Genomic DNA, 13,291 nt, shown 5'->3' with positions numbered 1-13,291 from the left:
CTCAGTACCGCCAAAACGATGGCGCCCAGGCTCCGTTGACGGTTGGTTGGCCTCTGGCACATCAGCTCGGGAGGTACTTTGTTGCGGCGCATCAACGGGACGGCTCTGATCATTGCGGCCCTGGTCGCCACCGTGGGGGCCCTGGCCTTCCCGGTGTGGTCGTACGCGGACCGTTCGGGAACCGGTCAGGACAATCTGAACGCCTCGACCGTGGCGACGCAGTGGGGCCCGCTGTCGGCCACCGACCGGGACTTCCTGGTGAAGGTCCGGCTGGCCGGGCTCTGGGAGCTGCCGGCGGGACAGCAGGCGATCGAGCGGGCCCCGACCAAGGCGATCAAGGACACGGGCGACCACCTCGTCGTCGGCCACGCCGATCTCGACCGACGGGCCCGCGAGGTGGCGGGCAAGCTCGGGGTGGAGTTGCCCAACCAGCCGAACGAGCAGCAGCAGGCGTGGCTGCGGGAGCTGTCGGCGGCGAGCGGACGCGAGTACGAGTTCAAGTTCGCCAACATCCTGCGCAACGCCCATGGCAAGGTCTTCTCGCTGATCGCCCAGGTCCGGCACACCACGCGCAACACGCTGATACGGCAGTTGGCGAGCGATGCCAACCAGACGGTGCTGGACCACATCACCATGTTGGAGGGGACCGGCATGGTCGACTTCGACGCCATCGCCAACGAAGCGGCCGGGGGTGCGAAGGCGAGCCCCACCGGGCCGCCGCCGCCGGGCGGGAACGTGCCCGCCGCTCCGCAGCCGGTGGAGCCCAACGGCAGCCAGCAGCTGACCTCCCAGCCGTCCGTACCACCCGGCCCTCCCGGCGCCATCAACACCGGCAGGCCGGAGCCCTCGCTCAGCCCCTGACCTTGCAATCCCTACTCGTCGGGAACCTCAAATCCACCTCTGAACGTCTCACCCCCGGGATTTACCCTGTCCTTACAGGGCGATGACACCACCACGCGTCCTCGGCGGTGACCGAGGCGCGACCGGGAGTTGGGGACACACCGCAGGGGGCGGCATGGCACTCGGCATGGGCATCGGTTGGCGTCCGGAGATAGCACGGACCGTGGAGGAGTTGTCGGGGCTCGACTGGGTCGAGGTGGTGGCGGAGAACATCTGCCCCTGCCATCTGCCCGACTCGCTGTCCCGGCTGCTGGCACGCGGTCTGACCGTCGTGCCACACGGGGTGTCCCTGGGGCTCGGCGACGCCGACCGGCCGTCCGAGCAGCGGCTCAAGGACCTCGCCGAGCGGGCGACCGCACTGGGCGCGCCCCTGGTCACGGAGCACATCGCGTTCGTGCGGGCCGGGGGGAAACTGACCGCGTCCCCGCAGTTGGAGGCCGGTCATCTGCTCCCGGTGCCAAGGACCTGGGACGCCCTGAAGGTCCTGGTTGAGAACGTCCGGATCGCGCAGGACTCCCTGCCCGTACCGCTGGCGCTGGAGAACATCGCCGCACTGATCTCCTGGCCCGACGAGGAGCTGACGGAGGGGCAGTTCCTCGCCGAACTCGTCGAGCGCACCGGGGTTGGCCTGTTGATCGACGTGGCGAACCTGCACACGAACCACGTCAACCGTGGCGAGGACCCGGCAAAGGCCCTCGCCGAACTCCCGGTGGAAGCGATCGCGTACGTCCATGTGGCAGGCGGCGAGGAACGGGACGGCGTCTGGCACGACACCCACGCCCATCCGGTCACCGAACCCGTCCTGGAGGTGCTGCGGGAACTCGCGTCCCGGGTCAGCCCGCCGGGGGTGCTGCTGGAGCGGGACGACGACTTTCCGCCATCCGACCAGGTGCATGGCGCGCTGGCGGGTGAGTTGGCGGCGATCAGGGAGGCGGTGGGAGGCGCGGTGCAGGCTCCGCCGGCAACCCGCCCGGCTTCGGCGACCGCGACCGACCGGGAAGCCGACGCATCGCCCGGATCGCCCGGATCGGCCGATCCATCGGCCCGGGACCGGCTCGGCATCTGCCAGACGGCGCTCCTCGCCTCCCTGGTGGCGGGCGGTCCGGCCCCCGAGGGCTTCGACCACCAGCGGTTGCGGGTGCAGCGGCGGGCGCTCGCCGCCAAGCGGGCGTCCGTCGTCGCCCGCATCGCCCCGGAACTGCCCGAGATCCTCGGCCCCGGCTACCGGCCCGCGTTCCTCGCGTACGCCAAGGGTCGCCCGATGGGCTCGGGATACCGCAAGGACGCACTCTCCTTCGCCGAACACCTGCTGATTTCCGGCCGGCCCGCCAACGCTCGGGCCCGGCGCCAGCTCACCCGGTGGTGGGAGGATCGCATCGCAACCCGCCCACCCGGGCGTGCCGCACGGATCGCCCGGGCGGCACGGATGAGACTTCTACGGAGGTAGTCCATGGACGCAGCAGCCGTGTTGGTCTGGATCGCGATCGCGGCCTCGTCGATCCCGCTGATCGTCACCGTCGTCCGGGCCCAACGGGACAGTCGGGCCCGTGGGGTGGCGGAGGAGATCCGCAGTGTCTACGAGGCGGCCTTCCTAAGTGGCGGTCCGGTACGGGTTGTGGACACAGCGGTGACAGCCATGCACGCGGACGGACGCCTACAGATAGGCGGACCTGGCATCGTGGGCGTACACAACGACGTCTCCCACGATCCCGTGGAGCGGGCCGTGCTCACACATCTGGCGAACTCCGACGACCACCAACTGAACACGCTGCGGTACAAGGTGATGCGCAAGCCAGCGGTGACCGGCATCGCCAGTGGGCTGACCGATCGCGGACTGATGATGTCGCTCCGGCGCATCGGCGCGGGGCCCGTTCTCTGGGGGCACGGCCAGGCGACCCTGTGCTGGATGGGGCTGACGACCGCTACCACGCTCACCGTCGTCAGCCATGTCCATGATTGGGACCGTCCCGCCCTGCCCTTCGTCCTGTTGGTGCTGCCGGCGCTGGTCTGGGGCATCGTGACCGGGCATCTGATGGCGCGCCGGGTCAGTCGGCGGGTGACGAAGGCGGGGCTGCGGGCCCTGCGCGACTACGGCCGACGCTCCGCAGGCTCCACGGCTCCCGGGCAGCGGGTGGCGGTGCAGGGGGCGAGCGCCGCGGGTCATCCGCTGCTGCGGACGCTCCTCGCCGCTTCCGTGGCGGTGCCCCTGATGGCCGCCACGACAGGGGGCGGGGACGGTGGCGGAGACGGCGGTGGTGGCGACGGCTGCGGAGGGTGCGGCGGCTGCGGCTGCGGCTGACCCCCCGACGGCCATCGACCCGACGCCCCCGGTGGCTCCCCGGCCTGGGCGCCGCACGGGGCTCGACACCGCATCACGGGGGCGCACTGGAGGCCGAAGGGCGCATCGGAGTCATTGACCGCGACACCGTTCGGCGGTGCTTTACTCGCCCCGAAGCGCCACGAAGGATCGATCCCTTGACCGCCGTCCGCACACGAACCGAGGACGGCGGGCGACGAAGGGATCTGGATGAGAGCACGCGCACGACACGGGGTCCTCATCGGCCTCGGCTCCCTGGCGATCAGCACGTTGATCGTCCCGCCCGCGGGCGGCGCCACGACCACCGTGCCCGAGTCCCACGGCACCGCCATCGCAGCCGCACGGGCCGCCAGCGCGGGCATCTCGTTCGATGCCTGCCCCGAGGTGGAGCGGCTCCCCTCCTCGGTGAAATGCGGCGCCGTCGAAGTGCCGTTGGACTACGCACAGCCGTCGGGCCGGCAGATCTCCCTCACGGTCAGTCGGGTCCCGGCGAGCGGTGATCCGGCCGACTACCAGGGCGCGTTCGTCTACAACCCGGGCGGTCCCGGCGCATCCAGCATGTACTTCCCCCTGGCCGGACAACTCCCGGAGTGGAAGCGCATCGCCCGCGCCTACGACCCTGGTGGGCTACGCGCCCCGCGGTGTCGCACGTTCCGCGCCGCTGTCCTGTGAGGAGCCGTCCGAGCGGGCCCAGGGCCCGACCCCGGATCCGACCCACCCCTCCCCCGCCGACAAGCAGCGGCGGATCGCCGGGGCAAAGGCATACGCCGAGGGCTGTGCCCGACGGAACGGCAGCGCGCTGCGGCACTACACCTCATTGAACAACGCGCGTGACCTCGATGTGCTGCGGGCCGCACTCGGCCAGCAGCGACTGACCTTCATGGGAGCTTCCTACGGCACCTACTTCGGTGCGGTGTACGCCACCCTCTTCCCCTCCCACGTGCGTCGCATGGTCTTCGACTCGGCGGTGAACCCGGCCCCGGAGAAGATCTGGTACCGGAGCAACCTCGACCAGAACACCGCCTTCGAGCGCCGCTGGACGGACTTCCGCACCTGGATCGCCAAACACGACGACGTCTACGGGCTGGGCGCGACCCCCGATGCGGTGGCGCGCAGCTATGAACGGGCGAGTGCCCGACTGGCCGTGGAGCCCGCGGGGGGCACGGTGGGACCGGGCGAGTTGCACGGGGCGTTCCTGGGCGCGGGGTACTACGACGACTACTGGGTACCGAGGGCCACGGCCCTCTCGGAGTATCTGCGCGGCAACGACAAGCCGTTGATCGCTCAGGCCGCACCGCGGACCGGGGCGGCGAAGGAGTCGGAGAACGCGCGGGCCGTCTACTCCGCCATCGAGTGCAACGACGCCCCCTGGCCCACCGACTGGGCGGTGTGGGACCGGGACAACACGGAACTCGCCCGTACCGCGCCCTTCGAGACCTGGGACAACGCCTGGATGAACCTGCCCTGTGCCTTCTGGCAGGGGCCTCGACAGGAGCCCCTGGACGTGGGCACCCGGCGGGGCGCGCTGCCGCCGGTGCTGATCCTCGCGGCGGAGCGGGACGGGGCGACCCCGTACGAAGGGGCGAAGGAACTGACGCGCCGGTTGAAGGGGGCGGTCCTGATCACCGAGGAGGACGCCGGTACGCACGGCATCGGCGGCGGCGCCAACGCCTGTGTGAACGCCCATCTGGAGGAGTACCTCCTTCAGGGGAGGACGCCGGTGCGGCGCGCGTCGTGCGCGCCGCACCCGGAGCCGGACCCGGTGTCGCTGGAGCGGCGGAGCGAGCAGCGCAGGCTGCCGAACGCCGTCTGACCTTCCGGGTCGGACAGACCGGGGCCGCTGGTGTGCGGTCCCGGCCTTCGTCATGTCCGGGGCCGCTGAGGCGCGGCGCCCGGAACGGGTGGAGACCCGTCAGGCGAGCGAAGCCACCAGTTCGGAGACCTCCTTGCGGCGGCCCGTGTAGAACGGGACCTCCTCGCGCACGTGCATCCGGGCCTCGGACGCCCGCAGATGACGCATCAGATCGACGATCCGGTGCAGTTCGTCCGCCTCGAAGGCGAGGATCCACTCGTAGTCGCCGAGGGAGAACGAGGCGACCGTGTTGGCGCGGACGTCCGGGTAACCGCGGGCCATCTTGCCGTGGTCGGCGAGCATGCGTCGACGGTCCTCGTCGGGCAGCAGGTACCAGTCGAAGGAGCGGACGAAGGGATAGACGCTGACGTAGTCGCGCGGGTTCTCGTCGGCGAGGAACGCCGGGATGTGCGACTTGTTGAACTCGGCGGGCCGGTGCAGGGCCATGTTCGACCAGACCGGGTCCAGCGCCCGACCGAGGCGGGTGCGACGGAAGAGGTTGTACGCCTCCTGGAGCTCGTCCGAGGTCTCGGCGTGCCACCAGATCAACACGTCGGCGTCGGCGCGCAGCCCGGAGAGGTCGTACGTGCCGCGCACCGTGATGTCCTTGGCGGCGAGCTGGTCGAACAGCTCCTGGACCTCGTCGGCGTAACCGGAGCGGGCCTCGGGCAGCACGTCGCGCAGCTTGAAGACGGACCACAGCGTGTAGCGGATGACCTCGTTGAGGTCCTTGGCCTTCTTGCCGGCGTTCGGAATCTTTTCAGGTGCGCTCATGGGGCTATTGTCCCGCGCCCCGATCGGTGCCCCGCGCCAGGGTGTGCGTGGCGAGGATCTCGTCAGCGGCGCGCTGCCCACCGGCGATGCAGGCAGGGATGCCGACGCCGTCGTAGGCCGCGCCGCAGAGCGCCAGACCGGGCAGCTTGGCGACCTCCCGGTGGATGCGCGCGACCCGGGCGGGATGGCCCACCGGGTACTGGGGAAGTCCTCGCGTCCATCGGGTGACGGTGGCGGCGACGGCAGTGGCCGTGACCCCGGTCGCCTGGCGGAGGTCGCCCGATGCCACGTCGATCAACTCGGCGTCCTCGCGCTGCAACTGCTCCTCCTCGCCGTGGCGACCGATGGAGGCGCGCAGCACGAAGAGTTCGGGCGAGCGGTCGCCGACCCACTGCCACTTCTGGGTGGAGAGGGTGGACGCCTTGATGGTGCGGCCCTCGATCGGAGGGACGAGGAAGCCGCTACCGGCGGGGAGGCCGGTCATCGCGGAGCGCGGGAAGGCGAGGGTGACCAGGGCCATCGAGGCGTACTCGATCCGGTCGACCTCGGCGGCTGCGGCGGGGGACTCGGCGGCGAGCAGGGTCGCCGCGGGGCCTGCAGGCACCGCGAGGACCACGGCGTCGGCGGTCAGGGTCCGGTCCGTGAGGCGGACTTCCCAGCCGTCCGAGCGGCGGTTCAGCGCGATGACGGGCGTGCGGTGGAGGATCTCGCCACCGCCCGCGCGCACCGCGTCGGCGACCGCTTCCGGCAGGGTGCCGACACCGCCTTCGATGCCGAGGAACACGGGCCCGTCCTGCTGCTGTTCCCGGGCCCTGCGCTGCACCTCCTGGACGCCCGCGAGCAAGGAGCCCCGCTTCTTGGCCGCGGCGTAGAGGTGGGGCACGGCGGCCTGCATGGAGATCCGATAGGCGTCACCCGCGTACACACCTCCGAGCAGGGGTTCCACTAGGCGGTCGACGACTTCACGGCCGAGGCGTTCGGCGGCGAAGGCGCCGATGGCCACGTCCTCGTCGAGTTCGGCGGCGGGCAGGTCGCGCTCCTCTGCGATGCGTGCGACACCGCGCGGCGACAGGATTCCGGCGAGCGCCTCGGGGGTCCCGGGGACTCCCATCACATGTCCCTTGGGCATGGGGCGCAGGGCGTCGCGGGTCCACAGTGCAGCGGTGGCCGTGGCGGGCGCCTGGAGTCTGTCGCCGAGGCCGACCGCCCGGGCGAGGTCGATCGCTTCGGGGCGTCGGGCGAGCAGGGACTCGGCGCCGAGGTCGATCGGGGCGCCTTCGATCTCTCCGACGAGCAGTTTGCCGCCGAGCCTGTCGGTGGACTCAAGGAGGGTGACCCTGACCCCCGCGCCGACGAGCCGGTGTGCGGCGGCGAGCCCGGTGATCCCGCCCCCGATGACGACGACGTGCCCGGGGTCCGTCCGGGGTCCGGTACCGGTGTCCTGGGAAGACTGCATGCCTCCACTGTCTCAGATCTGCTTGGGGCGGCCTTGAGCGACCGGTTGCGCACCATTCGGTTCTCTTGGGTTCTCTTCAGTTCACGTCGGGTCTCTTCGGGTCGTGTCGCTTCCCGTGTCGCATGTCTTGCGTCCCATGTCCCGTCCGATCCGATTCGAGTCCTGACCGTGACCGGTTCGCTACCGCCGGGAGGAAACCGGACGCAGGAACCCCCCGTCGAAAGGGCGATATCCAGCGACGGAATCGATATGGGGGGCCATATGCGTGCACGACGTACGTGCGCCGTAGTTCTGCTGACCGCCTCACTCGCGGTGGCGGGCTGCGCCGCGGATGACGGGGACAACAAATCGGCCAAGGCGGTCGACGCCGCGGCCCAACGGGCGGCGGTGGGCGGCGCCAAGGAGGCGGCAACCGATCCGAAGTCGGACCAACAGGGGTCCCCGAAGGCGGCACCGGCTCTCAAACTGGCGCCCTCGCACATCATCCGCACCGCCGAACTGCGGGTCCGGGTCAAGGACTCTGCGAAGGCACTGACCGCCGCCCGCAGGACCGCCGAGCAGGTGGGCGGCCATGTCGCCGAGGAGTCCACCGAGCGCATCGGCGACGACGAGATGGACACGCGGGTGGTCCTGCGCGTTCCGCAGGAACGCTACGACGGGGTGCTGGCCGAGTTGGCGGGCGCGGGAAAGCTCCTGCTGCGGACCTCGAACGCCACCGATGTGACCGATGAGGTCGTCGACGTGGAGAGCCGCATCGCCACCCAGCGGGCGAGCGTGACCCGGGTGCGGGCGCTCATGGACCGGGCCGACAAGCTCGCCGACGTGGTGACCCTGGAGGGGCAGCTCAGCAGCCGTCAGGCGGAACTAGAGTCGCTGCTCGCCCGACAGGCGTCACTGAAGGACCGGACGAGTCTGTCGACGATCGAGCTCACGCTCTCCGAGACCGAGGAACCGAAGGACGAGGAAGAGGGCGACCCGGGCTTCCTGGACGCGCTGGAGGGCGGCTGGGACGCCCTGGTGACCTCGCTGCGCTGGACCGTGGTGGTGCTCGGTGCGGCGGCGCCGTTCGCCGCTCTGCTGGGCCTGTTGTACGCGCTGTGGCGGTGGGCGGTGCGCCCCCGGCTGAACGGACGCCGGTCAGTCCCGGAGCCGTCACCCGCTCCCCTGCCCGCCTACGCGGCGACGCCCCCGCAGACCGAACAGGAGGAACCTGACCGCAGCTGACCAGGCACTCCCCCGTAGCGTGGGGGCATGACGAGTCCCAGAACGGTCGAGCGACTGGTGGTCATCGGAGGCGATGCGGCGGGCATGTCCGCCGCATCGCAGGCACGCAGGCTCAAGGGGCCGGACGAGTTGGAGATCGTCGCGTTCGAACGCGGCCACTTCAGCTCGTTCTCGGCGTGCGGGATCCCGTACTGGATCGGCGGCCAGGTCGACGAGCGCGCCGATCTGATCGCCCGTACGCCGGCCGAGCACCGCGAGCGCGCGATCGACCTCCGGATGCGTACGGAGGTCGTGGAGATCGACACGGCGCGCGGGCGGGTGCGCTCGCGCGATCTGGAGAGCGGCGCGCACGCGTGGACCGGCTACGACAGGCTTGTACTGGCCACCGGGGCGCGCCCCGTGCGACCGCCGCTGCCCGGCATCGACGCCCCTGGTGTGCACGGTGTGCAGAACCTCGACGACGGCCAGGCACTGCTGGACACGCTCGCGGCCACCGAGGGGCGCCGCGCGGTGGTGATCGGCGCCGGCTATATCGGTGTGGAGATGGCGGAGGCCCTGCTGAACCGGGGCTTCGAGGTGACGGTGCTCAACCGTGGCGAGCAGCCGATGGCGACGCTCGACCCGGACATGGGTTCCCTGGTGCACCAGGCGATGGACGGCCTGGGTATCACCACGGTGAATCGCGCCGAGGTGACCGCGATCCACACCGATGACGCGGGCCGGGCCTGTGCGGTCGCCACGCGTGACGCCGTCCATCCGGCGGATGTCGTGGTCCTCGGCATGGGTGTGGAGCCCGAGACCTCGCTGGCGAAGGCCGCGGGACTACCGCTGGGCGCCTACGGGGGGCTGCTCACGGACCTGTCGATGCGGGTGCGCGGCGAGGACCGCATCTGGGCCGGTGGGGACTGCGTCGAGGTGCTCGACCTGGTCTCGGGCCGGGATCGCCATGTCCCCCTCGGCACCCATGCCAACAAGCACGGCCAGATCATCGGCTCCAACGTGGCCGGGGGCTACGGCACGTTCCCGGGCGTGGTGGGCACGGCGGTCAGCAAGGTCTGTGAGCTGGAGATCGCCCGAACCGGTCTGCGGGAGCGGGAGGCATCGGCGGTGGGCCTACAGTTCGTGACGGCGAAGGTCGAGTCCACCAGCCGGGCCGGCTACTACCCCGGGGCCGCCCTGATGACGGTGAAGATGATCGCCGAGCGCCGTACGGGGCGGCTGCTGGGCGTGCAGATCGTGGGCCGTGAGGGCGCGGCGAAGCGGGTGGACATCGCGGCGGTGGCGCTGACGGCCGGGATGACGGTCGAGCAGATGACCGCCCTGGACCTCGGGTACGCGCCCCCGTTCTCCCCGGTCTGGGACCCGGTGCTGGTGGCGGCCCGCAAGGCGGCCACGGCGGTACGGGCGGGCTGACGGCCCCGGGCAGGGGGTCCGGGTGGCTCCCCTGCCCACGGCATCCGCAGCAGTTCCCTGTGAGACGTCAACGGCCTTGCCGGAAGGCGTGATTGCGCCTTGGACGCCGTGCGCGGGCGCGCAGGTTCAGCGGGCCGTCTGCTCGTGGACCGATGCCACCAGACGCGTCAGCGCGTCCGGGTCGGTCGTGGGGAGCACACCGTGGCCCAGATTGAAGATGTGGCCTTCCAGGCCCTCCGCCGCGTCGAGCACCTCTCGGGTCTTGCTCTCCACCGCCTCGCGGGAGGAGAACAGCACCGCGGGGTCGAGGTTGCCCTGGAGCGCCTTGCCCGGGCCGACCCGTCGGGCAGCCTCGTCCAGCGGAACGCGCCAGTCCACGCCCACCACATCGGCGCCGGCCTCACCCATGAGGCCGAGGAGCTCACCGGTGCCCACGCCGAAGTGGATCCGGGGCACCCCGTAGGAGGCCACCGCATCGAACACCTTGGTCGAGGCGGGCATCACGGAGCGACGGTAGTCGGCCGGTGCGAGTGCGCCGACCCAGGAGTCGAAGAGCTGGACGGCGCTGGCTCCGGCTTCGATCTGCACCTTCAAGAACGCCGAGGTGATCTCGGCGAGACGGTCCAGCAGATCGGCCCACAGCTGCGGGTCGCCGTACATCATCGCCTTGGTGTGCTCGTGGTTGCGGGAGGGCCCGCCCTCCACGAGGTAGCTGGCGAGCGTGAAGGGCGCGCCGGCGAACCCGATGAGCGGGGTGGTGCCGAGCTCGGCCGTGAGCAGGCCGATCGCCTCGGTCACGTACCAGACGTCCTCGGGTGTGAGGTCCCTGAGCCGGGTCAGGTCGGCGCGGGTGCGGATGGGGTCGGCAACGACCGGGCCGACGCCGGGCTTGATGTCGAGGTCCACGCCGATCGCCTTGAGGGGGACCACGATGTCGCTGAAGTAGATCGCGGCGTCGACCTTGTGGCGGCGGACCGGCTGGAGCGTGATCTCGGTGACCAACTCGGGCCGCATGCACGATTCCAGCATCGCCGTGCCCTCGCGCACCTTCAGGTACTCGGGCAGGGAACGGCCGGCCTGGCGCATGAACCAGACCGGTGTGTGCGGGACGGGCTCCCGCCGGCACGCCTTGAGGAAGGCGGATTCGTACGGCTTCGGCTGCTGGCCCGTGGGGCGGTCGTTGACGCTCACGCCCCAAATCTTCGCACGCCGGGTGGAAGTGGCTGCCCCGGGCCGGGTGTCCTTCCCTGCGCTCAGGGCCCGTTCCGCCTACTCTTCCCCGCATGGCCGCGGCTCAGGGACGTTATTCGGATCATTCTGACCAGTCTGATCAGTCACATCACGCGCAATCCGGTTCGCCCGGCTCGGGCGGGGACGACAAGGACGGTGCTGACGACGGCACGCAGGACACTGTGCCCCGCGCGTTCCGGCTCGCGGTCGAAGGGCTGCGGTCCGCGCGACTGCGGCCCGGGATCGAAGTGGACCCCACCCGCCCGCCGCAGCGGCTCGCCCCGCATGCGTACGCGCTGGAGGCCGCGGTCGTGGAGGACGACGAGGACCTGGCGGACGGGCGGCTGGTCCTGCTGCACGATCCGGCCGGGCACGACGCCTGGCAGGGCACGTTCCGGTTGGTGACCCTGATCCGCGCCGAGCTGGAGCCGGAGATGGCGGCGGACCCCCTGCTGCCCGAGGTGTCCTGGTCGTGGCTGACGGGGGCGCTGGAGGCCCGCGGGCTGGCGTACGGCGAACCCAGCGGGACGGTGACCCGCGCCGGGTCGCACTACTTCGGCGGACTCGCCGAGCGCCGGCCCGCGACCCAGATCGAGATCCGGGCTTCGTGGACGCCCCGGGAGGGCCGGGACGGTGTGCCCGACACGGCTGCTCACCTGGCCGCCTGGTGTGATCTGCTCTGCCAGATCGCCGGGCTCCCGCCAGCCGCGGTCGGGGTGGAGCCGGGTGCCGGTGTGGTGTCGTTGCCGCAGCGCCGGGGGCCGCAGCACCGGTGAACTGAGAACTGAGGGGCGGCTCGCACCGCGCCATCGCCCCTTTCGGACGGCGGCGCGGGACGGCTGCGCGGGACGACAGGGGCAGTGCGCCCCGCCCCGCGCAGCCCCGGGAACGGATCCGGCCACGGACCCTTCGGGACCCGCCACGTCCGCTCGCCGCCCCCGCCGACGTACGCCGTGGTCAGCGGCAAAAGGCGATACGGTCAGCTCAACCGATGCGGCTACCTCGGCTGACGCAACAGTGCGTCGGTCGATAGGGCTGTCGCGCCACCCGACCTGGCTCGGGCGCGGCGCCGACCCGCCTTCGGAGCGACCGCTCCCCCTGTGGAAACCGCCTCACCCGGCACACCCTTCCGGGGCGGATTCAGCGGCCTCACAACGCCCCTCATCAGCGATGGCCCCGTGGGTAACAACCCGTCAGCTCATTCGTAGGATGATCGATCACCCGTCCTAATTGCACCAATTGTTACTCACCAAATCGTGATCATTCTCTAAAGGCGACCGGCTTCGGTGCCGAAGAGGTCAGTGACCCTAACTGCACGGTTCGCCCCGGCTTCATCCCCGAGCCGGCCCGTCCCGCACCTTCCTCAGGAGGCCTGGTGTCCGTTCTACTTGAGCAGCCCGCAAGCCTGGTCGCCTACCGCCCGAACAAACCGACGGCCATGGTCGTCGTGGCCGACCCGCGCGTCCGCTCCACCGTGACCCGCCATCTGTGGGCGCTCGGTGTGCGCGACGTGATCGAGGCGTCGTCCATCGCGGAGGCGCGTCCCCGCGTCGGCAACCCGCGCGACATCTGCGTTGCCGACGTCCACCTGCCCGATGGATCCGGGCTGACCCTTCTGTCCGAAACCCGCGCGGCGGGCTGGCCCAACGGCCTCGCCCTCTCCGCGGCCGATGACATCGGCGCCGTGCGCAATGCGCTCGCCGGCGGTGTCAAGGGATATGTCGTCACCGGGACCCGAACCAACATCGGGCATCCCACTCGCCCCGGCGCCGCCCCCATCGGCGCCGCAGCGGCCCGTCTCGGCCACCGTCGTCCCCCGGGTGCTCCGAGCCACCCGGGTGGCTACCGTGAGCTCTCAGGCCGCGAGGTCGAGGTCCTCAGGCTGGTCGCCGAAGGCCAGTCCAACAAGGCGATCGGTGTCTCGATGGGGCTCTCCGCCCTGACGGTCAAGAGCCATCTCGCCCGAATCGCGCGCAAGCTCGGCACGGGCGACCGCGCCGGAATGGTGGCCGTGGCCCTGCGCACGGGCATCATCCACTGACCCCTCCGCCCCCACTCAATCCCGTACGCGCCCGTCGACGGAACGTTACGTCGACGGGCGCGCTCCGCTGACAGATACCCTTGA

The 13,291-nt window shown here is 71.0% G+C and carries 10 protein-coding genes and 1 pseudogene; 8 read left to right on the top strand and 3 right to left on the bottom strand.

Translation table 11 applies throughout. The features are described from left to right. Nucleotides 1-81 precede the first annotated feature (81 nt). The 4 genes and pseudogenes from OID54_RS29505 to OID54_RS29490 all read left to right on the top strand — a co-directional run bounded on the left by OID54_RS29505 (nt 82) and on the right by OID54_RS29490 (nt 5,030). Nucleotides 82-861 (top strand): DUF4142 domain-containing protein, encoded by a 780-nt coding sequence (locus tag OID54_RS29505; protein WP_329024413.1) that lies wholly within the window; start codon nt 82-84, stop codon nt 859-861. Between the two features lie 154 nt (nt 862-1,015). Continuing rightward, nucleotides 1,016-2,347 carry a DUF692 domain-containing protein gene (locus OID54_RS29500; protein ID WP_329027858.1) on the top strand — a complete coding sequence of 444 codons (1,332 nt, stop codon included), beginning with the start codon at nt 1,016-1,018 and terminating at the stop codon, nt 2,345-2,347. A gap of 3 nt (nt 2,348-2,350) precedes the next feature. After that, on the top strand, nt 2,351-3,199 hold the full coding sequence (locus tag OID54_RS29495) for a TIGR04222 domain-containing membrane protein (protein ID WP_329024411.1): 849 nt from the start codon (nt 2,351-2,353) through the stop codon (nt 3,197-3,199). Between the two features lie 228 nt (nt 3,200-3,427). Then, nucleotides 3,428-5,030 (top strand): annotated as a pseudogene (locus OID54_RS29490) (alpha/beta hydrolase). 99 nt (nt 5,031-5,129) lie between these two features. Here the strand turns inward: OID54_RS29490 and hemQ are convergent. Together hemQ and hemG are read right to left on the bottom strand one after the other, a co-directional pair. Beyond that, nucleotides 5,130-5,843: a hydrogen peroxide-dependent heme synthase gene (gene hemQ, locus OID54_RS29485; protein WP_329024410.1), complete on the bottom strand. Its 714-nt coding sequence runs from the start codon at nt 5,841-5,843 to the stop codon at nt 5,130-5,132. 4 nt (nt 5,844-5,847) lie between these two features. Next, complete coding sequence (gene hemG, locus OID54_RS29480; RefSeq protein ID WP_329024409.1) at nt 5,848-7,299, bottom strand: protoporphyrinogen oxidase; 1,452 nt, start codon at nt 7,297-7,299, stop codon at nt 5,848-5,850. A gap of 261 nt (nt 7,300-7,560) precedes the next feature. On the opposite strand from hemG, the gene OID54_RS29475 reads away from it, so the two are divergent. Continuing rightward, nucleotides 7,561-8,523 (top strand): DUF4349 domain-containing protein, encoded by a 963-nt coding sequence (locus tag OID54_RS29475; protein ID WP_329024407.1) that lies wholly within the window; start codon nt 7,561-7,563, stop codon nt 8,521-8,523. 27 nt (nt 8,524-8,550) lie between these two features. Continuing rightward, nucleotides 8,551-9,936, top strand: coding sequence for an FAD-dependent oxidoreductase (locus OID54_RS29470; protein WP_329024406.1), 1,386 nt, complete (start codon nt 8,551-8,553; stop codon nt 9,934-9,936). A 126-nt stretch (nt 9,937-10,062) separates the two neighbouring features. Here the strand turns inward: OID54_RS29470 and hemE are convergent, their stop codons facing one another. Next, the gene (gene hemE / locus OID54_RS29465) at nt 10,063-11,127 is read right to left on the bottom strand and encodes a uroporphyrinogen decarboxylase (protein ID WP_329024404.1); all 1,065 of its coding nucleotides are present in this window, start codon (nt 11,125-11,127) and stop codon (nt 10,063-10,065) included. A 92-nt stretch (nt 11,128-11,219) separates the two neighbouring features. Here hemE and OID54_RS29460 point away from each other — a divergent pair, with 92 nt between their 5' ends. Both OID54_RS29460 and OID54_RS29455 read left to right on the top strand, forming a co-directional pair. Beyond that, entirely contained in the window at nt 11,220-11,942 is a 723-nt protein-coding gene (locus OID54_RS29460; protein WP_329024402.1) for a DUF3000 domain-containing protein, read from the top strand. 599 nt (nt 11,943-12,541) lie between these two features. After that, complete coding sequence (locus OID54_RS29455; protein WP_015037008.1) at nt 12,542-13,207, top strand: response regulator transcription factor; 666 nt, start codon at nt 12,542-12,544, stop codon at nt 13,205-13,207. Nucleotides 13,208-13,291: the final 84 nt, after the last annotated feature.

This window comes from Streptomyces sp. NBC_00690 (assembly GCF_036226685.1).
Classification (GTDB): domain Bacteria; phylum Actinomycetota; class Actinomycetes; order Streptomycetales; family Streptomycetaceae; genus Streptomyces.
Note: the sequence above shows the minus strand (reverse complement) of the source record. Positions and strands in the feature narration are given on the sequence as shown.

What these genes read in the sequence shown, in the direction of transcription:
- hemG (WP_329024409.1), bottom strand. Translation starts at nt 7,299, where the DNA reads ATGCAGTCTTCCCAGGACACCGGTACCGGACCCCGGACGGACCCCGGG.
- hemQ (WP_329024410.1), bottom strand. Translation starts at nt 5,843, where the DNA reads ATGAGCGCACCTGAAAAGATTCCGAACGCCGGCAAGAAGGCCAAGGAC.
- OID54_RS29495 (WP_329024411.1), top strand. Translation starts at nt 2,351, where the DNA reads ATGGACGCAGCAGCCGTGTTGGTCTGGATCGCGATCGCGGCCTCGTCG.
- OID54_RS29475 (WP_329024407.1), top strand. Translation starts at nt 7,561, where the DNA reads ATGCGTGCACGACGTACGTGCGCCGTAGTTCTGCTGACCGCCTCACTC.
- OID54_RS29460 (WP_329024402.1), top strand. Translation starts at nt 11,220, where the DNA reads ATGGCCGCGGCTCAGGGACGTTATTCGGATCATTCTGACCAGTCTGAT.
- OID54_RS29500 (WP_329027858.1), top strand. Translation starts at nt 1,016, where the DNA reads ATGGCACTCGGCATGGGCATCGGTTGGCGTCCGGAGATAGCACGGACC.
- OID54_RS29470 (WP_329024406.1), top strand. Translation starts at nt 8,551, where the DNA reads ATGACGAGTCCCAGAACGGTCGAGCGACTGGTGGTCATCGGAGGCGAT.